The 21,178-nt window shown below is 71.8% G+C and carries 16 protein-coding genes; 9 read left to right on the plus strand and 7 right to left on the minus strand.

All coding sequences use genetic code 11. From position 1 onward, the window contains the following. Positions 1-78: 78 nt before the first annotated feature. The 6 genes from infB (at position 79) to LHA35_RS00800 (ending at position 9,205) form a co-directional block, all read left to right on the plus strand. On the plus strand, positions 79-2,913 hold the full coding sequence (gene infB / locus LHA35_RS00775; protein WP_226603239.1) for a translation initiation factor IF-2: 2,835 nt from the start codon (positions 79-81) through the stop codon (positions 2,911-2,913). Positions 2,914-3,038: 125 nt separating this feature from the next. Beyond that, complete coding sequence (gene rbfA, locus LHA35_RS00780) at positions 3,039-3,455, plus strand: 30S ribosome-binding factor RbfA (protein WP_226603241.1); 417 nt, start codon at positions 3,039-3,041, stop codon at positions 3,453-3,455. A gap of 139 nt (positions 3,456-3,594) precedes the next feature. After that, on the plus strand, positions 3,595-4,560 hold the full coding sequence (gene truB / locus LHA35_RS00785) for a tRNA pseudouridine(55) synthase TruB (protein ID WP_226603242.1): 966 nt from the start codon (positions 3,595-3,597) through the stop codon (positions 4,558-4,560). Positions 4,561-4,609: 49 nt separating this feature from the next. Continuing rightward, on the plus strand, positions 4,610-4,882 hold the full coding sequence (gene rpsO / locus LHA35_RS00790) for a 30S ribosomal protein S15 (RefSeq protein ID WP_226603244.1): 273 nt from the start codon (positions 4,610-4,612) through the stop codon (positions 4,880-4,882). A 606-nt stretch (positions 4,883-5,488) separates the two neighbouring features. Next, a complete protein-coding gene (pnp, locus tag LHA35_RS00795) occupies positions 5,489-7,720 on the plus strand; it encodes a polyribonucleotide nucleotidyltransferase (protein WP_226603246.1) in 2,232 nt (743 codons plus the stop codon). A gap of 84 nt (positions 7,721-7,804) precedes the next feature. Continuing rightward, complete coding sequence (locus tag LHA35_RS00800) at positions 7,805-9,205, plus strand: NAD(P)H-dependent flavin oxidoreductase (protein ID WP_226603250.1); 1,401 nt, start codon at positions 7,805-7,807, stop codon at positions 9,203-9,205. An 82-nt stretch (positions 9,206-9,287) separates the two neighbouring features. Here LHA35_RS00800 and LHA35_RS00805 read toward each other — a convergent pair whose 3' ends face one another. Together LHA35_RS00805 and LHA35_RS00810 are read right to left on the minus strand one after the other, a co-directional pair. Then, the gene (locus LHA35_RS00805; protein WP_226603252.1) at positions 9,288-10,364 is read right to left on the minus strand and encodes a phosphotransferase family protein; all 1,077 of its coding nucleotides are present in this window, start codon (positions 10,362-10,364) and stop codon (positions 9,288-9,290) included. Between the two features lie 2 nt (positions 10,365-10,366). Further along, complete coding sequence (locus LHA35_RS00810) at positions 10,367-11,605, minus strand: acyl-CoA dehydrogenase family protein (protein WP_226603255.1); 1,239 nt, start codon at positions 11,603-11,605, stop codon at positions 10,367-10,369. A gap of 201 nt (positions 11,606-11,806) precedes the next feature. Between LHA35_RS00810 and LHA35_RS00815 the strand changes: the two genes are divergently transcribed. Then, entirely contained in the window at positions 11,807-12,718 is a 912-nt protein-coding gene (locus LHA35_RS00815; protein ID WP_226603258.1) for an NADPH:quinone oxidoreductase family protein, read from the plus strand. A gap of 111 nt (positions 12,719-12,829) precedes the next feature. Here the strand turns inward: LHA35_RS00815 and LHA35_RS00820 are convergent, their stop codons facing one another. The 5 genes from LHA35_RS00820 to LHA35_RS00840 all read right to left on the minus strand — a co-directional run bounded on the left by LHA35_RS00820 (position 12,830) and on the right by LHA35_RS00840 (position 18,194). Then, positions 12,830-14,905, minus strand: a complete 2,076-nt coding sequence (locus LHA35_RS00820) for an acetate--CoA ligase family protein (RefSeq protein WP_226603260.1) — start codon at positions 14,903-14,905, stop codon at positions 12,830-12,832. Between the two features lie 159 nt (positions 14,906-15,064). Further along, positions 15,065-15,748 (minus strand): phosphoribosyltransferase, encoded by a 684-nt coding sequence (locus LHA35_RS00825; RefSeq protein ID WP_226603263.1) that lies wholly within the window; start codon positions 15,746-15,748, stop codon positions 15,065-15,067. Beyond that, entirely contained in the window at positions 15,735-16,409 is a 675-nt protein-coding gene (locus tag LHA35_RS00830; RefSeq protein WP_226603268.1) for a dienelactone hydrolase family protein, read from the minus strand. Before LHA35_RS00830 ends, LHA35_RS00825 begins: the two co-directional genes overlap by 14 nt. Positions 16,410-16,431: 22 nt before the next feature. After that, on the minus strand, positions 16,432-17,280 hold the full coding sequence (locus LHA35_RS00835; protein WP_226603272.1) for a universal stress protein: 849 nt from the start codon (positions 17,278-17,280) through the stop codon (positions 16,432-16,434). A 230-nt stretch (positions 17,281-17,510) separates the two neighbouring features. Then, on the minus strand, positions 17,511-18,194 hold the full coding sequence (locus tag LHA35_RS00840; RefSeq protein WP_226603275.1) for a Crp/Fnr family transcriptional regulator: 684 nt from the start codon (positions 18,192-18,194) through the stop codon (positions 17,511-17,513). Between the two features lie 218 nt (positions 18,195-18,412). Here LHA35_RS00840 and LHA35_RS00845 point away from each other — a divergent pair, with 218 nt between their 5' ends. Together LHA35_RS00845 and LHA35_RS00850 are read left to right on the plus strand one after the other, a co-directional pair. Continuing rightward, the gene (locus LHA35_RS00845) at positions 18,413-19,777 is read left to right on the plus strand and encodes an MFS transporter (RefSeq protein ID WP_226603277.1); all 1,365 of its coding nucleotides are present in this window, start codon (positions 18,413-18,415) and stop codon (positions 19,775-19,777) included. A gap of 25 nt (positions 19,778-19,802) precedes the next feature. Then, positions 19,803-21,170: an MFS transporter gene (locus LHA35_RS00850; RefSeq protein WP_226603281.1), complete on the plus strand. Its 1,368-nt coding sequence runs from the start codon at positions 19,803-19,805 to the stop codon at positions 21,168-21,170. Positions 21,171-21,178 lie beyond the last annotated feature (8 nt).

The following is a 21,178-nucleotide window of genomic DNA, read 5'->3' on the forward strand; positions in this document are numbered from 1 at the left end:
TGTCGGGTGGGGCATCCCCCTGGCGTGTCCCTTGGCACGAGTGGCATGACGGCAGACGGATCGGGTTCGGACCAAAGAATGAGCGACCAGAACGACCAGGACGCGGGCAAGAGCAGGCTGAGCCTTCGGCCCGCTGGCGGCCGCCTGGAGCTGGGCAAGACGGTGGATGCGGGAAGCGTCCGCCAGAGCTTCAGCCATGGGCGGAGCAAGACCGTGCAGGTCGAGGTGGTGAAGAAGCGGACGGTGACGCCGGCGCCGCGCCAGGCGGCCGGCCCGGCCGCGCCGGTGCCCGCGGGCGGCGGCCCACGCCCCGCCTCGGCCCGCCCCGGCGGCGGCCAGGCCCGCGGCCCCGCGCCCGCCGGCAACCGGCCGCTGACCGCCGCCGAGCAGGCGGTGCGCCAGCGCGTGCTGGAGGAGCAGCGCCGGCTGGAGGCGCAGCGCCAGCGTGAGGAGCGGGAGCGCCAGGCGCTCATGGTCCGCTCCGCCGCCGAGGAGGCGCGCCGGCGCGAGGAAGAGGAGAAGCGCCAGGCCGAGGAGGCCGCGCGCCTCGCCGAGGAGGAGGCCGCCCGCGCCCAGGCCGAAGCCGAGGAAGCTGCGCACCGCGCCGCCGAGGAGGCCGAGCGCGCGAAGCAGGCCGCGGCCCAGCCGGCCGCGCCTGCCCCGGCCGAGGCCCGTGCCCCGGCCCAGCCGGCCGCGCCTGCGCGTGGCCCGGCCCCGGTCCGCCCGGTGACGCCGCCGCTGCGCACGCCGGGCCGCCCGGGCCCGGTGCCCGTCGGCCCCGGCGCCCAGCGTGCCCGCCCGGCCGGTCCCGGCCAGGCGCCGGCCCCGGCCGCCGCGGCGGCCCCCGGTGCCGCGCCGGCCTCGGCCGCGGCCAAGCTCTCGCTGCGTCCGCGCACTGCTGAGGATGAGGATGAGGCGCGCCGCGCCGCCGTCCGCCGCCCCGGCCTGCCGGCCGCGGCCCCGAAGAAGCCGGCGCTGGCGCCTGCCAAGAAGGGCCTGCCCGGCGCCGACCGGCGCGGCGGCCGCATCGACGTGCAGGCGGCGATCGAGGGCGAGGACGAGCGCAGCCGCTCCATCGCCTCGCTCCGCCGCGCGCGTGAGCGCGAGCGGCGGCAGCAGGAGCTGGCCCGGCTGCGGTCCGGCACCGAGCGCGTGGTGCGCGACGTGGTGGTGCCCGAGGCGATCACCGTGCAGGAGCTTGCCAACCGCATGGCCGCCCGTGGCGGCGAGGTGGTGAAGGCGCTGTTCCGCATGGGCGTGATGGCGACCCTGACCCAGACCATCGACGCCGATACGGCGGAGCTGGTGGTGCAGGAATTCGGCCACCGCGTGCGCCGCGTTTCGGAATCCGATGTCGAGCTGGGCCTGGAAGGCGCGGCGGACGAGGATACCGACCTGCAGCCGCGCCCGCCGGTCGTCACCATCATGGGCCATGTCGACCACGGCAAGACCAGCCTGCTGGACGCGCTGCGGAAGGCGGATGTCGCGGCGCATGAGGCCGGCGGCATTACCCAGCATATCGGCGCCTACCAGGTGGCGGTGCCGGATGGCGGCAAGGTGACCTTCATCGACACCCCGGGCCACGCCGCCTTCACCGCGATGCGGTCGCGCGGCGCCCAGGTGACCGACATGGTCGTGCTGGTGGTCGCGGCGGATGACGGCGTGATGCCGCAGACGGTCGAGGCCATCAACCACGCGCGGGCGGCCAATGTCCCGCTGATCGTGGCGGTGAACAAGATCGACAAGCCGGGCGTGAACCCCGACCGCGTGCGGCAGGAACTGCTGCAGCACGAGATCGTGGTCGAGAGCCTGGGCGGCGAGACGCAGGAGATCGAGGTCTCCGCCACCAAGAAGATCAACCTCGACAAGCTGCTCGAGGCGATCGCGCTGCAGGCGGAGATCCTGGACCTGCGTGCCAACCCCGCCCGCGCGGCCGAGGGCACGGTGATCGAGTCCAAGCTCGATCGCGGCCGCGGCCCGGTGGCGACGGTGCTGGTGCAGAAGGGCACGCTGAAGCAGGGCGATATCGTGGTGGCCGGCGCCGAATGGGGCCGGGTGCGCGCGATGCTCGACGACAAGGGCCGCCAGCTGAAGGAGGCGCCGCCCTCCCTGCCGGTGGAGATCCTGGGTCTTTCGGGCGTGCCTTCGGCCGGCGAGAATTTCGTCGCGGTCGAGGACGAGGCCCGGGCGCGCGAGATCTCCGAGTTCCGCCAGCGCAAGGCGCGCGAGAAGTCCTCGGCGGCGGCCGTCGCCGGGCGCGGGACCCTGACCGACATGCTGGCCCGCATCCAGGCGGGCGAGCAGAAGGAGGTCGCGGTCGTCGTGAAGGCCGACGTGCAGGGCAGCGCCGAGGCGATCGGCGTCACCCTCGGCAAGCTGGGCAACGAGGAGGTCCGGGTCCGGGTGCTGCACAGCGCCGTCGGCCAGATCACCGAGAGCGACATCCAGCTCGCCAAGGCGTCCAACGCCGTGGTCGTCGCCTTCAACGTCCGTGCCACCACCCAGGCGCGGGAGCTGGCGCAGCGCGAGGGCGTCGATATCCGCTACTACTCGATCATCTACGAGGTGTCGGACGACATCGAGAAGATGTTCAAGTCGAAGCTGGCCCCGGTGGCGCGCGAGAACTTCCTGGGCTACGCGCAGATCCTGCAGGTCTTCGAGGTCAAGCGCGTCGGCAACGTGGCGGGCTGCCGCGTGACCGAGGGCGTGGTGAGGCGCGGCTGCGGCGTGCGCCTGCTGCGCGACGGCGTCGTGATCCACCAGGGCGAGCTCAGCACGCTCCGGCGCTTCAAGGACGACGTGAAGGAAGTCACCAACGGCTACGAGTGCGGCATGTCCTTCGCAAACTACAACGACATCCGCGTCGGCGACCAGATCGAGTGCTACGAGACGGAGATGGTGACCGCGGCGTAAGCCGGCGCCACCTTCTTGCGTTGAACCGGGGCGTGGCGCCCATAGGGGGACCCCATCGAATCGGCCTGCCGATGCCGATGGGAACCCGGGCGCCGCGCCCTTTTCTTTCGAAGGGTTCCAGCCCCATGACCAAGCGGCACGCCGGCCACGGCGAAGGCCCCTCCCAGCGCCAGCTCCGCGTCGCGGAGGAGGTGCGGCACGCCCTCGCCGCACTGTTCGAGCGGCGCGACTTCCGCGACCCCGACTTGGCCAATATCCACGTGACGGTGACGGAGGTCCGCGCCTCCCCCGACCTCAAGCACATGACCGCCTTCGTCAGCGGCCTCGGCAAGGACCTGCCGGAGGCGCAGTTCCGCGCGCTGAAGCGCGCCGCGCCCTTCCTGCGCACGCAGGTGGCGAAGTCGGTGCGGTTGAAATTCGCGCCCGACCTGCATTTCCAGCCGGATACGGCGCTGGACTATGCCATGCAGATCGACCGCGTCCTGCGGCAGCCGGAGGTGGCGCGCGACCTCGGGCCGCGGCCGGAGGACGAGGACGCCTGAGCCGCGCGCCTCCCTGCCCGGCAGGGGGGCGCGGCGGGACGATCATGCCCCTGACTGGCGCGCCCGGCCGGCTTTCCTGCCGGCCGCGCCCCGGCGCGCCGCCCCATCCATCAGCCCGAATCCAGAAGACCCGTCCCGCATGTCCCGCTTCCACCGTCACAAGAAGCCGAAGGGCCAGCCCATCGATGGCTGGCTGATCATCGACAAGCCCACCGGCATGGGCTCGACCGATGTCGTCAACCGTGTGAAGCGGTTGTTCCAGGCGCAGAAATGCGGCCATGGCGGCACGCTGGACCCGCTGGCAACCGGCGTGCTGCCCATCGCCTTCGGCGCCGCCACCAAGACCGTCCCCTATGTCATGGACGGCACCAAGACCTACCGTTTCACGCTGACCTTCGGCGACCTGCGCGATACGGACGACGCCGACGGCAAGACCATCGGCACCTCCGATGCCCGGCCGACCGACGCGCAGATCGAGGCCGCCCTGCCGGCCTTCCGCGGCGACATCATGCAGGTCCCGCCCATCTTCTCCGCCATCAAGGTGGCGGGGGAGCGGGCCTATGACCTGGCGCGCGAGGGCCAGGTGGTGGAGCTGCCACCGCGCCCGGCGCGGGTCGACCGGTTCGAGCTGGAAAGCCGCCCCGACGCTGACACTGCCATCTTCACCGTCCAGAGCGGCAAGGGGGTCTACATGCGCTCCCTGGCACGCGACTTGGCGCGGGCCTGCGGCACGGTCGGGCATATCGCGGCGCTGCGGCGGATGCGGGTCGGGCCCTTCCATGAGAAGGACGCGATTCCCCTGGACAAGCTCGGCCTGCCGGGCGATACGCCGCCTCCTTCCCCGGACCTCCTGCTGCCCGTGGCGACCGCGCTGGCCGACATCCCGGCGCTGGCCCTCTCGGAGGCGGAGGCCGCGCGGCTCCTCTATGGCCAGGCGATCAGCCTGGTCGAACTGATGGGCCGCATTCCGGGCGACGCCAACCCCGATGGGGGCCTGGTGCGCGCCATGGCGGGGGGACGGTTCGTGGGGCTCTGCCGCCTGGAATCCGGCATGATGGTGCCGGAGCGACTGGTGGCGCAGGAAGGCTCCCCGGCCGGCGTCTGAAGCACGCCGAAGGCCCCGCGAGGGCCCGGCCAAGACGGAGAACAACCCGATGTCGGCAGTTTCGGCTGAGCGCCGCCAGGCGATCATCACGCAGTACCAGACCAAGCCGGGCGACACCGGTTCCCCCGAGGTGCAGGTGGCCCTGCTCTCCGAACGCATTTCGGGCCTGACCGAGCACCTGAAGACGCATGCGAAGGACTTCCACAGCCGGCGCGGCCTGCTGGTGCTGGTCGGCCAGCGCCGCGGCCTGCTGGACTACCTGAAGAAGAAGGATCAGGGCCGCTACGAGCGGCTGATCGGCAGCCTCGGCCTGCGCCGCTGATCCCCGGCCGGCGGGTTTCCCCCGAATCCAGGGGCGACCCACCGGCGCCAGGCCCGGCATTGCGCCGGCCCACGGTCATCCCGGCCGCTGCCCGCGGGACCGCCCCTGTCGCTCCGGCTTCCGTCCGGAGCGGGAGGCGGCCGCCTCCCGCCCATGAGCGCAGAATTCCGTGGAATTCTGCGCAGGGCCGGGCCATATCTTCCGCCCGGAGCCGGGGTGCCGACATGTCGTCGGACGCCGCCGGGCCACCGCCGCGCACGCGGCGGGCTGACAGGACAGGCCGCGACCCCGTCAGGGATGGCAGCGGCGTTTCCGGCCACATGGATCCCCGGGCTTCGGGGGCGGCCTTCACCACTGCCGCGGTGGATGGTTCGCATTCCATGCAGCCCGAAGCGCCGGGCGCTTCCCGCCGCGGGCGCCCCCCAATGCCATTGCGGGGCTTTCGGCCGAAGACTGCCATCCCACCGCGTCGCATCCTCCGGACCGCCAGCGGCGCAACCGCCATGGGCCGTCCGGTCTTGAAGCAGCGCCGGGCCCCGGACGGGTCCGGCCGGATCGTCTGCGCGGGGAACGGCCCCGGCCTGCGGTCCCGCGAAGGAACGACGCATGTTCGAGAACTACTATCGCAAGGACATCTCCTGGGGCGGCCAGCTCCTGACGCTGGAGACGGGCAAGATCGCCCGCCAGGCCGATGGCGCCGTCATGGCCCGCCTCGGCGACACCATCGTGCTCTGCACCGTGGTCGGCGCCCGCTCCGTGAAGCCGGGCCAGGATTTCTTCCCGCTGACGGTGAACTACCAGGAGAAGGCCTTCGCCGCGGGCAAGATCCCGGGCGGCTTCTTCAAGCGCGAGGGGCGCCCGTCGGAGGCCGAGACGCTGGTCTCCCGCCTGATCGACCGGCCCATCCGCCCGCTCTTCCCCGAGGGGTTCCGCAACGAGGTCCAGGTCATCGCGACCGTCCTGTCGCATGACATGGAGAACGACCCCGACATCGTCGCCATGGTCGGCTGCTCCGCCGCCCTGACCCTGTCCGGCATTCCCTTCTTCGGCCCGATCGGCGGCGCCCGCGTCGGCTATATCGACGGCCAGTACGTCCTGAACCCGACCATGGCGCAGCGCCAGCAGAGCCAGCTGGAGCTGGTGGTCGCCGGCACCGCCGAGGGCGTGCTGATGGTCGAGTCCGAGGCGCAGGAGCTGTCCGAGGAGGTGATGCTCGGCGCCGTCGAGTTCGGCCACAAGGGCTTCCAGCCGGTCATCGAGGGCATCATCGAGCTGGCCGAGCGCGCCGCGAAGGAGCCCTGGCCGCTGCCCGAGCCCTCCGCGGCCGAGCTTGCCCTGAAGGCCCGCATCGCCGAGCTGGGCCGCGCCCAGATGGCCGAGGCCTACAAGGAGACCCAGAAGCTGATCCGCCAGGGCAAGGTGGGCGAGGCCAAGAAGGCCGTGCTCGCGCAGCTCGAGGCCGAGGGCCTGGACGTCAACGCCGCCAAGGGCCTGCTGAAGGAGCTGGAGGCGGATGTGGTCCGCAACAGCATCCTCGACACCGGCCTGCGCATCGATGGCCGCGACACGAAGACGGTCCGCCCGATCGTGGCCGAGGTCGGCATCCTGCCGCGCGCCCATGGCTCCGCACTCTTCACCCGCGGCGAGACGCAGGCCTTCTGCGTGGCGACGCTCGGCACCGGCCAGGACGAGCAGATCATCGACGCGCTGCCGGGCGAGTACCGGGAGCACTTCATGCTCCACTACAACTTCCCGCCCTACAGCGTGAACGAGACCGGCCGCATGGGCAGCCCGGGCCGGCGCGAGATCGGCCATGGCAAGCTGGCCTGGCGCGCCATCCGGCCGCTGCTGCCGGAGAAGGAGAAGTTCCCCTACACGCTGCGCGTGGTCTCCGAGATCACCGAGAGCAACGGCTCCTCCTCCATGGCCACCGTCTGCGGCACCTCGCTGTCGCTGATGGATGCCGGCACGCCGCTGAAGCGCCCCTGCGCCGGCATCGCCATGGGCCTGATCAAGGAGGATCGCGGCTTCGCGGTGCTCTCCGACATCCTTGGCGACGAGGATCACCTGGGCGACATGGACTTCAAGGTGGCCGGGTCCGAGCAGGGCATCACCGCCCTGCAGATGGACATCAAGATCACCTCCATCACCTTCGACATCATGCGCCAGGCCCTGGCGCAGGCGAAGGACGGCCGGATCCATATCCTCGGCGAGATGGCGAAGGGCCTGACCGGCGCCCGCGGCGACGTGGCGCAGAACGCGCCGCGGATCACCGTGATCAACGTGCCGAAGGAGAAGATCCGCGACGTCATCGGCTCCGGCGGCAAGGTGATCCGCGAGATCACCGAGAACACCGGCTGCAAGATCGACATCGAGGATGACGGCACCATCAAGGTGGCCGCGACCAGCACGGAAGCCGCGCAGAAGGCGATCGACTGGATCCGCGGCATCGTGGCGGAGCCCGAGATCGGCGTGATCTACAACGGCAAGGTCGTGAAGACCGCCGATTTCGGCGCCTTCGTGAACTTCCTCGGCGCCAAGGACGGCCTGGTCCACATCTCCGAGCTCACGAACGACCGCGTCAACCGCACCACCGACGTGGTCAATGTCGGCGATGCGGTGAAGGTGAAGGTGCTGGGCTTCGACGACCGCGGCAAGGTGAAGCTGTCCATGCGCGTGGTCGACCAGGCCACCGGTGCCGACATCACCGAGCAGGTCGGCGCCCGCCGTCCGCGCGAGGGCGGCGAGGGCGGCGGCGAGGATCGCGGCGATCGTGGCCCACGGCGTGACCGTGGCGACCGCGGCCCCCGCCGCGAGCGGCACGACGCCGCGGAGTAACACGAAAGGGTGCGGTCGGGGCCCCCTGCGCGGGCGCCCCGGCCGGACCAATTGCGGACGTCCAGGGTATTCGAGGGTAGAGTCGTGAAGGCGATCAACGCGATCCGCATGGGCGGGGTCGAGGTGCTTCCCCTGGTCGAGGGTGGCAAGGGCGTGGCCGTGTCGAACGGCGCGACCTGCGGCGGCTGGGCCTCGGGCGGCGGCGTCGGCACCTTCTCCGCCGTCAATGCCGACAGCTACGACGCGGACGGCACCATCATCCGGCAGGTCTATCACGGCAAGACGCGGCGCGAGCGGCATGAGGAGCTGGTGGCCTACGGCATCGCCGGCGGCATCGCCCAGGCGCGCGAGGCGCATGAGCGCAGCAACGGCCAGGGCCGCATCCACGCCAACATCCTCTGGGAGATGGGCGGGGCGGAGCGGGTGATCCGCGGCATCCTGGACGGCGCCAAGGGGCTGGTGAACGGCATCACCTGCGGCGCCGGCATGCCCTACCGGCTGGCCGACATCGCGCGCGAATACGGCGTGCACTACTATCCCATCGTCTCCTCCGCCCGCGCCTTCGGCGCGCTGTGGAAGCGCAGCTACAACAAGGCGCGGGACTGGCTGGGCGGCGTGGTCTACGAGGATCCCTGGCTGGCCGGCGGCCATAACGGCCTGTCCAACTCCGAGGACCCGCGGAAGCCCGAGGCGCCCTATGCCCGCGTCCTCAAGCTGCGCGAGCAGATGCGCGAATTCGGCCTGGGCGAGGTCCCCATCATCATGGCGGGCGGCGTCTGGTGGCTGGAGGAGTGGGAGGACTGGATCGACAACCCGGAACTGGGCCCGATCGCCTTCCAGTTCGGCACCCGCCCGTTGCTGACGCAGGAGAGCCCGATCTCGGAGGCCTGGAAGCAGCGGCTGCTGACGCTGCAGCCGGGCGACGTGCTGCTGCAGCGCTTCTCGCCGACGGGCTTCTATTCCTCGGCCGTGCGGAACGACTTCATCCGGGAGTTGGAGACGCGGAACGAGCGGCAGGTGGCCTATACCAGCGAGCCGATCGGCGACCACACCGCGGAATACGGCGTCGGCCCGCGCAAGCGGAAGGTCTGGCTGACGCCGCACGACCTGCAGCGGGTCCGCGGCTTCGAGGCCGAGGGCTTCAACGAGGCCATGCGGACGCCGGACAACACGCTGATCTTCGTGACCAAGGAGAAGCAGGCGGAGATCGTGCAGGACCAGATCGACTGCATGGGCTGCCTCTCCGCCTGCCGCTTCTCCAACTGGTCGCAGCACGAGCCGGACTACGACACGGGCAAGAAGGCGGATCCGCGCAGCTTCTGCATCCAAAAGACGCTGCAGGACATCGCCCATGCCGGCACGACCGAGCACAACCTGATGTTCGCCGGCCACAACGCCTACCGCTTCGCGCAGGACCCGTTCTATTCGAACGGCTTCATCCCAACCGCGAAGCAATTGGTGGAGCGCATCCTGACCGGGCGCTGAGGCGCGGCGGGGCGACCGCGCCCCGCCATCCCCCGCGTCATGGCCGGGCCGGAAGGTCCGGCCTTTTCTTTTGTCCCGCCGCTCAGGCCCCCGCGTCGATCCGCTGCGCCAGCGCCCAGGCGCGTTCCGCCATCGCGCGGTAGCGGTCGCGGTAGCCGATGGCCCGGGGATCGGACGCATTGCCGTCCAGCGCCCGCCGCCAGACGCCCGCGACGATCGAGGCCAGGCGGAACATCGAGAACACCACGAAGACGCTGATCGAGGGCGGCACCGGCCGCCCGGCCAGCGCGCAGTAGCGCGCGACGAAGGCGGCTTCGTCCGGGATGCCCGTGCCCGCCAGGTCCAGCCCCGCGACCCCCGCGATGCCCTCCGGCCCCGGATCGAAATGGTAGGTCAGGCAGCAATAGCCGAGATCGGCCAGCGGATGGCCGATGGTGGCCAGTTCCCAGTCCAGCACCGCGACGATGCGCGGCTGCTCCGGATGGATGATGAGGTTGCCGAGGCGGTAGTCGCCATGCGCGATGGTCGCCTCTTCCTCCTGCGGCAGGTGTTCCGGCAGCCAGGCGGCCAGCCGGTCCATCTCCGGCATTTCCTCGACCTTCGCTGCCTCCCACTGGCGGGTCCAGAGCGCGATCTGCCGCGCCATGTAGCCCGCCGGCTTGCCGAAGCCCTCCAGCCCCGCCGCGCGCCAGTCCACCTTGTGCAGCGCCGCCAGGACGCGCGCCATGTCCTCGTAGATCGCGGCGCGGTCGGCCGGCGGGGCCGCCAGCGGCACGCGGTCGAAGAAGACCCGGCCCGGCACGTTGTCCATCACGAAGAAGGCCGTGCCGATGACCGAGGCATCCTCCTCCAGCAGCCGCGCGCGCGGCACTGGCACCTCGCTGCCTTCCAGCGCGCGGATGATGCGGTATTCCCGCTCCACCTCATGCGCCCGCGGCAGCAGCTTGCCCGGCGGCTTCTTGCGCAGCACGTAGTCGCCCGCGCGCGTGGCGATGTGGAAGGTCGGGTTGGACTGCCCGCCGAGGAATTGCCGGACCTCCACCGGACCGTCGAAGCCCGGCAGCCTGTCCCGCAGGTGGCGCGCCAGCGCCGCCTCGTCGAAGCGGTGCCGGTCGAGGACCGGCACCAGCTCGGGCATGCCGCCGCTCTTGCCGCTCATGCCTATTCCGCGGCCTTCGCCTCGGTCCTCGGCGGCTTGTACTGGTTCAGCTCCATGCGGGCGAGCTGGTCGCGATGCACCTCGTCCGGCCCGTCCACGATGCGCAGCGTGCGGGCGTAGCGCCACATCTCCGCCAGGCCGAAATCGGAGGTAACGCCGCCGCCGCCATGCGCCTGGATGGCCATGTCCACCACCTGGCAGGCCATGTTCGCCGCGGCGACCTTGATCTCGGCGATCTCCTTGCGCGCCACCTTGTTGCCTGCCGTGTCCATGCGCCAGGCGGCGTGCAGGGTCAGCAGGCGGCACTGGTCGATCATGATGCGCGCATTGGCGATCCGCTCCCGCGTCACGCCCTGCTCGCCCAGCGTCTTGCCGAAGGGGCGGCGCTCCAGCGCGCGCCGGCAGGTCTTCTCCAGCGCCCGCTCCGCCATGCCGATCGCGCGCATGCAGTGATGGATGCGGCCCGGGCCGAGGCGCCCCTGGGCGATCTCGAAGCCGCGGCCCTCGCCCAGCAGGATGTTGGAGACGGGCACCCGGACATTCTCGAAGCGCAGCTCGGCATGGCCGTGCGGCGCGTCATCGAAGCCGAAGACCGGCAGGTAGCGCACGATGGTCAGGCCCGGCGTGTCGCGCGGGACCAGGATCATGCTCTGCTGCCGGTGCCGGTCCGGATTGTCCGGCGCGGTCTTGCCCATGACGATGAAGATGGCGCAGCGCGGGTCGAGCGCGCCGGAGGACCACCACTTGCGCCCGTTGATGACGTAGTGGTCGCCGTCCCGCTCGATCCGCGTCTGGATGTTGGTGGCGTCCGAGGAGGCGACGTCCGGCTCGGTCATGGCGAAGCAGGAGCGGATCTCACCCTCAAGCAGCGGCTTCAGCCAGCGCTCCTTGTGCTCCGCCGTGCCGTAGCGCTCGATCGTCTCCATGTTGCCGGTATCGGGGGCGGAGCAGTTGAACACCTCGGAGGACCAGGAGACGCGGCCCATGATCTCGGCCAGCGGCGCGTATTCCAGGTTGGTCAGCCCGGCGCCGTGCTCCGATTCCGGCAGGAACAGGTTCCACAGGCCCGCCTCCTTCGCCTTGGGCTTCAGCGCCTCGACGATCGGCACCGGCTGCCAGCGATCCTTCGCCGAGGCCATCTGCTCGCGATAGACCTGCTCGTTCGGATAGATGTGCTCGTCGAAGAAGGCCAGCAGGCGGGCGCGCAGCTGCTCGACCTTTTCGGAATAGGCGAAATCCATGGCGTTTCCCCTTCGGGTGCGTCTTCCCGGTGTTCCCGCGCAGCCTGCCGCAGCGGGCGCGTGGCGGCAAGACAGGCTACCCGCTTGCGCCGCGCCGCGGGCCCGGCCAGCCTGCGCGGAACCAGGGAGGAACCTGCCGTGAAAGCCGTGCTGTGCAGGGAATTCGGGCCGCCCGCGACGCTCGCGCTGGGGGAGGCTCCGATGCCGCGCCCCGCCCAGGGCCAGGCGCTGGTGCGCGTCGAGGCCTGCGGGGTGAATTTCGCCGATGTGCTGATGGTCCAGGGCAAGTACCAGGCGCGCCCGCCCTTCCCCTTCGCGCCGGGCGGCGAGATCTGCGGCGTGGTGGAGGAGCTCGGGCCGGGCACGACGGGCCCGGCACCGGGGACCCGCGTGCTCGGCATGTGTGGCCATGGCGGCTTCGCCGAGCAGGCGCTGGCGCCGGCGGAGGCGCTGGTCCCGGTGCCGGAGGGAGTGGCGCCGGCGGCGGCCGCTGCGCTCTCCTACGCCTATGGCACCACGCTGCATGCGCTGCGCGACCGCGCTGCCCTGAAACCCGGCGAGACGCTGCTGGTGCTGGGCGCGGGCGGCGGCGCCGGCCTCGCCGCCGTGCAGATCGGGAAGATCATGGGCGCACGGGTGATCGCCGCGGCCTCGGGCGACAAGCTCGCCGCCTGCCGGGCGGCCGGGGCCGATGCGCAGGTGGATTACCGCCAGGCCAGCTGGCGGGACCAGGTGAAGGCGCTGGCGCCGGAAGGGGTGGATGTCGCCTATGACCCGGTCGGCGGCCCCTATGCCGAGCCGGCGCTGCGCAGCATGGCCTGGGGCGGGCGCTACCTCGTCATCGGCTTCGCCGCCGGGGAGATTCCGCGCGTGCCGCTGAACCTGACGCTGCTCAAGGGCTGCGGCATCCTCGGCGTCTTCTACGGCGCCTTCGCCAAGCGGGAGCCGGCGGCCAATGCCGCCCTGGTCGGCCAGTTGCTGGACTGGGTGCGGGCGGGGCAGCTCCGTCCGCACATCTCTGCCACCTACCGGCTGGACGACGCGCCGGCGGCGCTGACGGCGCTCGCCTCCCGCGCCGCCACCGGCAAGCTGGTGGTGCTCATGACAGGTTGACGCCTGTCATGCCTCAGACGCCGGCGGCCCTCCGGGCCTTGGCGTCGCGGCACTGGCCGCGGCGCGCCTTCGCGCGCCCGGCCCGCTCCGCGGGCCGCCATGAGCCAGGCATCATCGCCTGACGATCAGCGCGTCCACTGCGGTGATGCGCGGCCCCGCGCAGATCAGCGGGTTGACGTCGATCTCCTCGATCCTGTCCGCCTGGTCCGCCGCCAGCTCCGAGACGCGCCGGATCACCGCTGCCAGCGCATCCCGGTCCACCGGCGGCAGGCCGCGGAAGCCGTCCAGCAGCTTCGCGCCGCGCAGCCGGTCCAGCATGGCATGCGCCTCCGCCGTCCCGACCGGGGCGAGCGACGTCGCGCTGTCCCGCAGCAGCTCCACCAGGATGCCGCCTAGGCCCACCACGACCATCGGGCCGAAAAGCGGGTCGCGCCGCGCGCCCACCACGATCTCGAGGCCCTGCGGCACCATGGGCTGCACCAGCACGCCGTTGATCCGCGCCTCCGGCACGGCGTGCGCGGCATTGGCCATGACCGCCGCGAAACCTTCCCGCACCGCGGCGGCATCGCCGAGATTCAGGCGGATCACGCCCGCCTCCGTCTTGTGCGGGATGTCGGGTGATTCGACCTTCAGCACCACCGGCAGGCCGAGCGCCTCCGCCGCCGCGACGGCGGCCTCGGCATCCCGCACCAGCCGCTCGCCCACCACCGGCACGCCGTAGGCGGCCAGCACCGCCTTGGCCTCGCGCTCCGTCAGCGTGGTGCTGCCCGCGCCATCCAGCAGCGCGGCGGCGCGCGCCTGCCAGGCCGCCAGCGCGGCGAAGCAGCGGTCCATGGAGCGGAACAGGCCGAGATTCGGGTTCGCCTCCGCCTCCCGCGCGCCGGGGCCTTCCAGCCATTCCGTCAGCCAGACCACGGCGGCGGCCTTGCCGTGCTGCGCCGCCAGCTCCCCCAGCAGGGCGAAGCGCGGCGTGGCGAAGTCATAGGCATAGCCGTTCGGCAGCACCACGGCGCCATAGGCCGGGTCGGCGCAGATCGCCTCGGCGCAGGCCCGCAGGCTGTCCGGGTCGCTCAGCACCTGCGCGGTGATGTCCACCGGGTTGCGGGCGGAGCCGTATTCCGGGATGCGCGCATCCAGCACCGCCTGCGCCGCCGGCCCCGGCTGCGGCATGGGCACGCCATGGATCTCCGCCTTGTCGGCCGACATGATGGCGGCGCCGCCCGAGGTGGAGACCAGCGCGACGCCGGGCGCCTTGGGCGGCGGCGCCTTGCCGAGGAAGGCGGCGGTCTCCAGCAGCGCCTCGAACTTGTCCACCAGCACCACGCCCGCGCGTTCGAAGGCGGCGCGGTAGGCGGCCTCCGAGCCGGCGAGGGAGCCGGTATGGGACAGCGCGGCGGCCGCGCCGCCCTCGCCGACCGCCAGCTTGGTGATCACCAGCGGCTTGTCGGCCTCCCAGGCCAGCTCGGCGGCCCGCACCAGCCGCAGCGGGTCGGCCATCCCTTCGAAGACGCAGGCGATGGCGGAGCAGCCCGGATCCTCGGCCAGGGCCGCGACGCAATCGGCCACGTCGAGGTCGGCGGAATTGCCGCAGGCCAGCACCCGGCCAATGGCGACGCCCCGCTCCACCCCCTGCGCCAGGGCGAAGCCGAGATTGCCGGACTGACTGACGATGCCGAGGGCGGGGCGCGTCGGCGGCGCGGCCGGCCGCGGCACGGCGGCGAAGCTGATGGTGGCGCCCGAGGCATAGTCGAGCATGCCGAGGCAATTCGGCCCGACCAGCCGCACCCTGCCAGCCCGCGCGATCTCGGCGATGCGCGCCTGCAGGGCGATGCGCTCCGGCTTGCCCGTCTCGGCGAAGCCGGCGGCATAGAGCATCACCGCGCCGACGCCGGACACTGCGCATTCGGTGACGATGCCCTCCACCGCCTCCATCGGCGCCGCCACCACGGCCAGGTCCGGCACCTCCGGCAGCGCCGCGACATTGGGATGGCAGGGCTGGTCGCCCAGGCGGTCGTAACGCGCGTTCACCAGATGCACCCGGCCGCCGAAGCCGGCCAGGTTGCGCTGCGTCCGCTCCCCGAAGGAGGCGGGGCGGGCCGAGGCGCCGATGATGGCGATGCTCCTTGGCTCCAGCAGGCGGAGCAGGTCGGCGCGGCGATAGAGCGGGCGGCTGGCGGCAGCGGGCAAGAACGTTTCCTCCGAAATCCTGGGAGGCGGCGGGTGAGCCTGGCCCAGCCGCCCGCGCCGGCCCGGTATCCGGTGCGCGGGCCCGCGCGCCCCGGGTCATGATGGCATCCCTGCCGGCGCCTTAGGAGGGGGGCCAAGCCGGCCCCTCAGCGCTGCCCCTCAGCGCTCCGGCCCGCCGCCATGCCGCGCCGCGGCGGCATCCAGCAGCCGGGTCACCTCCTCGTCCTCCAGCTGGTGGAAATCCACGTAATGGCCGCTGATGCCGTGATACAGCTCGGCCTCCAGCAGGCAGACCACCTCATCCGCCTCCCGCCGCAGCGCCGCCAACGTCTCGGGCGGCGCAACCGGCACCGCCAGCACCAGGCGCGCCGGGCCGCGCCGCCGCAGCGCCTGCAGCGCCGCCCGTGCCGTGGCGCCCGTCGCCAGCCCGTCATCCACCACCACCGCGGCGCGGCCGCGCGGGTCTATGGGCGGGCGGGCGGCCAGGTATTGCGCGCGCCGGCGGTTGATCTCCGCCACTTCCCGGGCGCGGATCGCTGCGATCGCAGCCTCGTCCGTGCCGGTCAAGGCGATGATGTCCCGGTTCAGCACCGTCTCCGGCGGGTTGCCCTCCACCACCGCGCCCAGCGCCAGCTCCGGCTGCTGCGGCGCGCCGATCTTGCGCACCAGGATGAGGTCGAGCGGCGCGCCCAGCGCCTCGGCGATCTCCGCCGCGACCGGCACCCCGCCGCGCGGCAGGGCATAAATGACCGGCCGTGGCAGGCTCAGCCCCCGCAGCTTCGCGCCGAGCAGCCGCCCCGCCTCGGTCCGGTCGGCGAAGCGGATGATCTCATTGCGGGCCATCATCCCCCTCCCGCACCAGCCAGCGGTGGAACCAGTCGGCGGCGAGCTTCGCCACCTGCTCCAGCGCGCCCGGCTCCTCGAACAGATGCGTCGCCCCGGGCACGACCGAGAGTTCCGTCGGGCAGGTCATCCAGCCCTGCGCCCATTCGTTGAGCGCCAGCACCTGCCTGTCCTCCCCGCCGACGATCAGCAGCGTCGGCGCGGCGAGGTTCTTCAGGTGCAACTCACCCACCAGGTCGGGCCGCCCGCCGCGGGAGACCACCGCGCCCACCGTTCCCGGCCGTTCCGCCGCCGCGGTCAGGGCGGCCGCGGCGCCGGTGCTGGCGCCGAAGAGGCCGAGCGGCAGGCCCTCCGTCGCGTCATGGCTGGTCGCGCAGTGCACCGCATGTTCCAGCCGCCGCGCGAGCAGGCCGATATCGAAGACCGCGCGGCGGTCGGTTGCCTCCGCCTCGGTCAGCAGGTCGCAGAGCAGGGTGGCGAGGCCGGCCTGGTGCAGCGCCTGCGCCACCTGGCGGTTGCGCGGGCTGTGCCGGCCGGAGCCGCTGCCATGCGCGAAGACCACCACGCCGCAGGCCGAGGGCGGCACCTCCAGCACCCCCTCCAGCCCCATGGGCGGGATCGAGACCGTCTCCGTCCGCACCTTGTGGGATGACGCCTGCATCACCCCCTCCCTTCATCAGCCTTCAATGCGACAGCAGCACCGGCACCGTCATCTCCCGCAGCAGCGTGCGGGTGACGCCGCCGAGGATCAATTCCCGGATCCGCGAATGGCCATAGGCACCGATCACCAGGAGATCGGCCGAGAGCTCCGCGGCGCGGTTCTGCAGGGCGTTGTCGGCGCCGATCCCCGTCCCCGTCATGTGCTCGACGGTCACCCTCAGCCCGTGCCGCGCGAGGTGGCGGGCGATATCCGCCCCGGGCTCCTCGCCATGGCCCGCCAGGCCGCCGCGCGGATCAACCGAGAGCACGGTGACCGCGCTGGCGCCCGCAATGACCGGCAGCGCGTCATGCACCGCGCGCGATGCCTCGCGCGAGGCGTTCCAGCCGATCAGCACGCGCTCGCCGAGCCGCTCGAACCGCCCGGCATAGGGCACCACCAGCACCGGCCGGCCGGAGGAGAAGAGCGCCGCCTCGAGGATGGCGCCTGCGGCGGGCTGGGTGCTCTCGGGGTCGGCCTGGCCGATGATGACGAGGTCGGCGTAGCGGGCATGCAGCGCCACCGTCTCCGGCGCCAGGCCCTCGATCTGCCGCCATTCGCCGGCGATGCCCTCCCGCAGCAGGGCGTCCTGGAAGGCTGCCTCCACCTGCGCCGCCTCCGCCAGGGCGCGGCCGCGCAGCGTGTCCACGAGGTCGCCGAGCAGGATGGCGCCGCCGCCCGGATCGGGCGTCACCATGACGGGAAGGCGGATATCGGCCACGAAAAGGCCGATCAGATGCGCATCCTGCCGCCGCGCGAGGTCGGCGGCGAGGCGGAGCCGCGTGGCACCCTGCTCGGTCGCATCGAGATGCACCAGGATGTCCTTGAGCCGCATCTTTCCCTCCGGTCGGCATCGGGCGCCTCCGGCGGCGCCCCGCGCGATCGGTCACAGCATAGACCGCCCGGGTCGGGGATGTGCCGATTGGTCCCATCGCGAATGCAGGAGACCCTGGGGAGGCTGCCGGTGCCGCGGGGCAGGGCTGCAACCCCGGTCCGGCAGGTGCCATGCAGGGGGGCGCGGCCGCACCCGCCCGGGGCCTGGTATGACCGCCCGAGGGTCCGGCCTCAGCGCAGCCCGGTCTGCATCAGCAGGGCGCGGTCCACCACATCCGCCCGCTTCGCGGAGAGCCGGATGGCGCCCCGTGCCTCGAGCGCGTTCAGCGTGCGCGACAGGGTCTCCGGCGTCATGCCGAGCCGGGCCGCGATCGCCCCGCGCGGCTCCTGCAGGTCCACCGCGCCGGCCCCGGCCTCCTCCGGCACGCGGCGCGCCAGGAAACGCGCGACCCGGCGCTCGGCCGGGCGCAGCTTGAGGTCCACGACCTGGTCCACCATCAGCCGCCAGTGCCGGGCCAGCAGCTCCATCATCGCGCGGCTGAGGGCCGGATCCTGCGCGATCCCCTCGCGGAAGACATCGGCCGGGATCATGAGCACCCGCACATCGGTCAGCGTCACGCCGGAGGCGAGATAGGGAAGGCCGAGGATGGCCGCGGGCGCGAGGAACAGCTCCCCCGCGCCGAAGATCTCCACGATCGTCTCCGCCCCGGCTTCGTCCCGCGCCTGCAGGCCGACGCTCCCGGCCAGCACCAGGTGCAGGAAATTCGGCACCTCACCCTGGTCGAACAGGACGGTGCTGCGCGGGAGCTGCTGGGTGAAGCTCGGCCGCAGCAGCCGCTCCATGGCCGCCTCGCCCGCCGCGGCGAAGAAGGGGCTGCGGCGCAGCAGGTCGCTGTTCAAGGCACGGTCGGGCATGGCGGCTCCCCTGGCATCGGCCCGATCATCGCTGCATCGATCATGCGTGTCGTTGATTTGCATCAACGGCACATCCGAAGCCGCGTATCGGAAGCCTTGTCCCAGGCCGGCATTCGGCTGATTTTCCCGCGCGGCCGGGCTCCAACTTGATGTGAATCAAGCAACCGGTCCGTTGCCGCAGCCACTGTCCGCCCGGCTCGATCCAACGGGAGCGGCAGATGAATGCGATGACGGGCGGAACGGTGGACGGCGGCGACCGTTCCCGCGCCCTGTGGTCCAGCACGGCGGCCTTCACGGTCTGCTTCGCGGCCTGGACCATCTTCTCGATCCTGGGCGTGCAGGTGAAGCGCGACCTGGGGCTCAGCGATTTCGAGTTCGGCCTGCTGGTCGGCACGCCGATCCTGACGGGCAGCCTGACCCGCCTCGTGCTCGGCATCTGGGCGGACCAGTATGGCGGCCGGCGCGTCTTCACCCTGGTGATGCTGGCGGCGGCCATCGCCACCTGGCTGCTCTCCTACGCCTATGACTACACGACCTTCCTGCTGGCCGCCCTCGGCGTCGGCATCGCGGGCGGATCCTTCTCGGTCGGCGTCTCCTATGTCTCGAAGTGGTATCCGAAGGAGAAGCAGGGCACCGCGCTCGGCATCTTCGGCGCCGGCAATGTCGGCTCGGCCGTCACCAAATTCCTCGCGCCGGCCGTCATGGTCGCGCTGGGCTGGCAGGCGGTCGCGCAGATCTGGGCCGTCGCACTGGCGGTGACCGCCGTGCTCTTCTACGTGACCACCAAGGACGACCCGGACCTCGCGGCGCGGCGCGCCCGCGGCGTCGAGGCCGAGAGCTTCGGCGCGATGATGGCGCCGCTCGCCAACCTGCAGGTCTGGCGCTTCGCTCTCTACTACTTCTTCGTCTTCGGCGGCTTCGTGGCGCTGGCCCTCTGGCTGCCGCGCTTCTATGTCGGCGTCTACGGGCTCGACATCGTCACCGCCGGCATGCTCGGCGCCGCTTACTCCATCCCCGGCTCGATCTTCCGCGTCCTCGGCGGCACGCTGTCCGACAAGTATGGCGCGCGGCGGGTGATGTACTGGACCTTCATCGGCTCGGTCGTCTGCACCTTCCTGCTCAGCTACCCCGCGACCCATTACGTGGTGAGCGGCATCCGTGGCCCGATCGAGTTCACCGTGGCGATCGGCTTCATCCCCTTCATGGTGCTGACCATGGCGCTGGGCTTCTTCATGAGCCTGGGCAAGGCCGCGGTCTTCAAGCACATCCCCGTCTACTACCCCGGCCGCGTCGGCGCGGTGGGCGGCGTGGTCGGGCTGATCGGCGGCCTGGGCGGCTTCCTCCTGCCGATGGCCTTCGGCGCGCTGAACGACATCATCGGCGTCTGGACGAGCTGCTTCATGCTGCTCTTCGTCATCGTCGCCGCCAGCCTGGTCTGGATGCACTTCGCCATCCGCCGGATGGAGAAGGCCGAGAACCCGGCGCTGCGCGCCCCGCGCGACCTGCCGGAGGCGGCTGCCCTCGCCAACCCTGCTCCCGCCCGGGCACCCGCGCCCGATGGCCGCACCGTGGCTGCCGAATAGACCACGGAAGAACGGAACCAACGCCATGTCCACGACAACACAGACGGCCGGCGCGGCATCGCGCGCCGGCGGCACCTGGCTAGACCGCTGGCAGCCCGAGGACGCCGGCTTCTGGGCCTCCGAGGGCAAGGGCCGCGCCTGGCTCACCCTCACGGTCACCACCTTCGACCTCACGCTCGCCTTCATCACCTGGTTCGTCGTCAGCGCCCTGGTGGTGCGGCTGCCGAATCTCGGCTTCCAGCTCACGACCAGCCAGCTCTTCTGGCTGGCGGCCATGCCGGGCCTCGCCGGCGGCACGCTGCGCATCGTCCATACCTTCCTGACGCCGCTGCTCGGCACGCGGCATGTGGTGGCGCTTTCCACCCTGTCGCTGCTGATCCCGGCCGTGGGCTGGTTCTATGCGGTGCAGGACCCGACGACGCCCTACTGGGTGCTGATGCTGCTGGCCTTCGCGGCCGGGCTCGGCGGCGGCAACTTCTCCTCCTTCATGCCCTCCACCAGCCTGTTCTTCCCGAAGCGGCTGGCGGGCACCGCGCTGGCGGTCCAGGCCGGCATCGGCAACTTCGGCGTCAGCATCGTGCAGTTCGTGACGCCCTGGATTATCGGCCTGTCGCTGGCCGACGGGCTGCTGGGCGAGGGCCAGATCCTGCGCGCGGCGAATGGCGCGACCAAGACGGTCTGGCTGCAGAACGCGACCGCCATCTACATCCCGCTGATCCTGATCGGCGCCCTGGCGGCCTGGGCCTTCCTGCGCAGCGTGCCGGTGAAGGCGAACTTCCGGGAACAGCTGGACATCTTCGGCCTGAAGCACGGGCTGATCATGACCGTGCTCTACATCATGACCTTCGGCATCTTCTCGGGCCTGGCCGCCGTCTTCCCGCTGCTGATCAAGCAGTGCTACGGCGCCCTGCCGGGCGCGCCGGACCCGCTGACCTATGCCTTCCTCGGCCCGCTCGTCGGCTCGGTGGCGCGCATCGTCGCCGGCCCGGTGGCGGACCGCTTCGGCGGCGCCAAGGTCACCCAGGTGGCGGGCTTCGGCATGCTGGCCTGCGCGCTGGTGGTGCCCTTCTACACCCAGCCGACCAGCATGGCGGACTTCCCCTTCTTCGTCGGCGCGATGCTGGGCCTGTTCCTCTTCGCCGGCATCGGCAACGCCAGCACCTTCAAGCAGATCCCGATGCTGTTCCCGCCGCGCCAGGCGGCCGGCGTGATCGGCTGGACCGCGGCCATGGGCGCCTATGGTCCCTTCGCCTGCGGCCTGCTGATCGGCCAGAGCATCGCCTTCTTCGGCAGCCCGAACGCCTTCTTCTGGTGGTGCGCCGTCTACTTCGCGGTCTGCATCGGCCTGAATTGGTTCTTCTACGCCCGGCGCAATGCGCCGAACCCGTGCTGAGCACGGAG

It is taken from the genome of Roseicella aerolata (assembly GCF_020523605.1).
Taxonomy (GTDB): Bacteria; Pseudomonadota; Alphaproteobacteria; order Acetobacterales; family Acetobacteraceae; genus Paracraurococcus; species Paracraurococcus aerolatus.

Coding starts and splice junctions, on each gene's coding strand:
- infB (WP_226603239.1), top strand. CDS start 79: ATGAGCGACCAGAACGACCAGGACGCGGGCAAGAGCAGGCTGAGCCTT.
- rbfA (WP_226603241.1), top strand. CDS start 3,039: ATGACCAAGCGGCACGCCGGCCACGGCGAAGGCCCCTCCCAGCGCCAG.
- truB (WP_226603242.1), top strand. CDS start 3,595: ATGTCCCGCTTCCACCGTCACAAGAAGCCGAAGGGCCAGCCCATCGAT.
- rpsO (WP_226603244.1), top strand. CDS start 4,610: ATGTCGGCAGTTTCGGCTGAGCGCCGCCAGGCGATCATCACGCAGTAC.
- pnp (WP_226603246.1), top strand. CDS start 5,489: ATGTTCGAGAACTACTATCGCAAGGACATCTCCTGGGGCGGCCAGCTC.
- LHA35_RS00805 (WP_226603252.1), bottom strand. CDS start 10,364: ATGAGCGGCAAGAGCGGCGGCATGCCCGAGCTGGTGCCGGTCCTCGAC.
- LHA35_RS00810 (WP_226603255.1), bottom strand. CDS start 11,605: ATGGATTTCGCCTATTCCGAAAAGGTCGAGCAGCTGCGCGCCCGCCTG.
- LHA35_RS00815 (WP_226603258.1), top strand. CDS start 11,807: ATGCCGCGCCCCGCCCAGGGCCAGGCGCTGGTGCGCGTCGAGGCCTGC.
- LHA35_RS00825 (WP_226603263.1), bottom strand. CDS start 15,748: ATGGCCCGCAATGAGATCATCCGCTTCGCCGACCGGACCGAGGCGGGG.
- LHA35_RS00830 (WP_226603268.1), bottom strand. CDS start 16,409: ATGCAGGCGTCATCCCACAAGGTGCGGACGGAGACGGTCTCGATCCCG.
- LHA35_RS00835 (WP_226603272.1), bottom strand. CDS start 17,280: ATGCGGCTCAAGGACATCCTGGTGCATCTCGATGCGACCGAGCAGGGT.
- LHA35_RS00840 (WP_226603275.1), bottom strand. CDS start 18,194: ATGCCCGACCGTGCCTTGAACAGCGACCTGCTGCGCCGCAGCCCCTTC.
- LHA35_RS00845 (WP_226603277.1), top strand. CDS start 18,413: ATGAATGCGATGACGGGCGGAACGGTGGACGGCGGCGACCGTTCCCGC.
- LHA35_RS00850 (WP_226603281.1), top strand. CDS start 19,803: ATGTCCACGACAACACAGACGGCCGGCGCGGCATCGCGCGCCGGCGGC.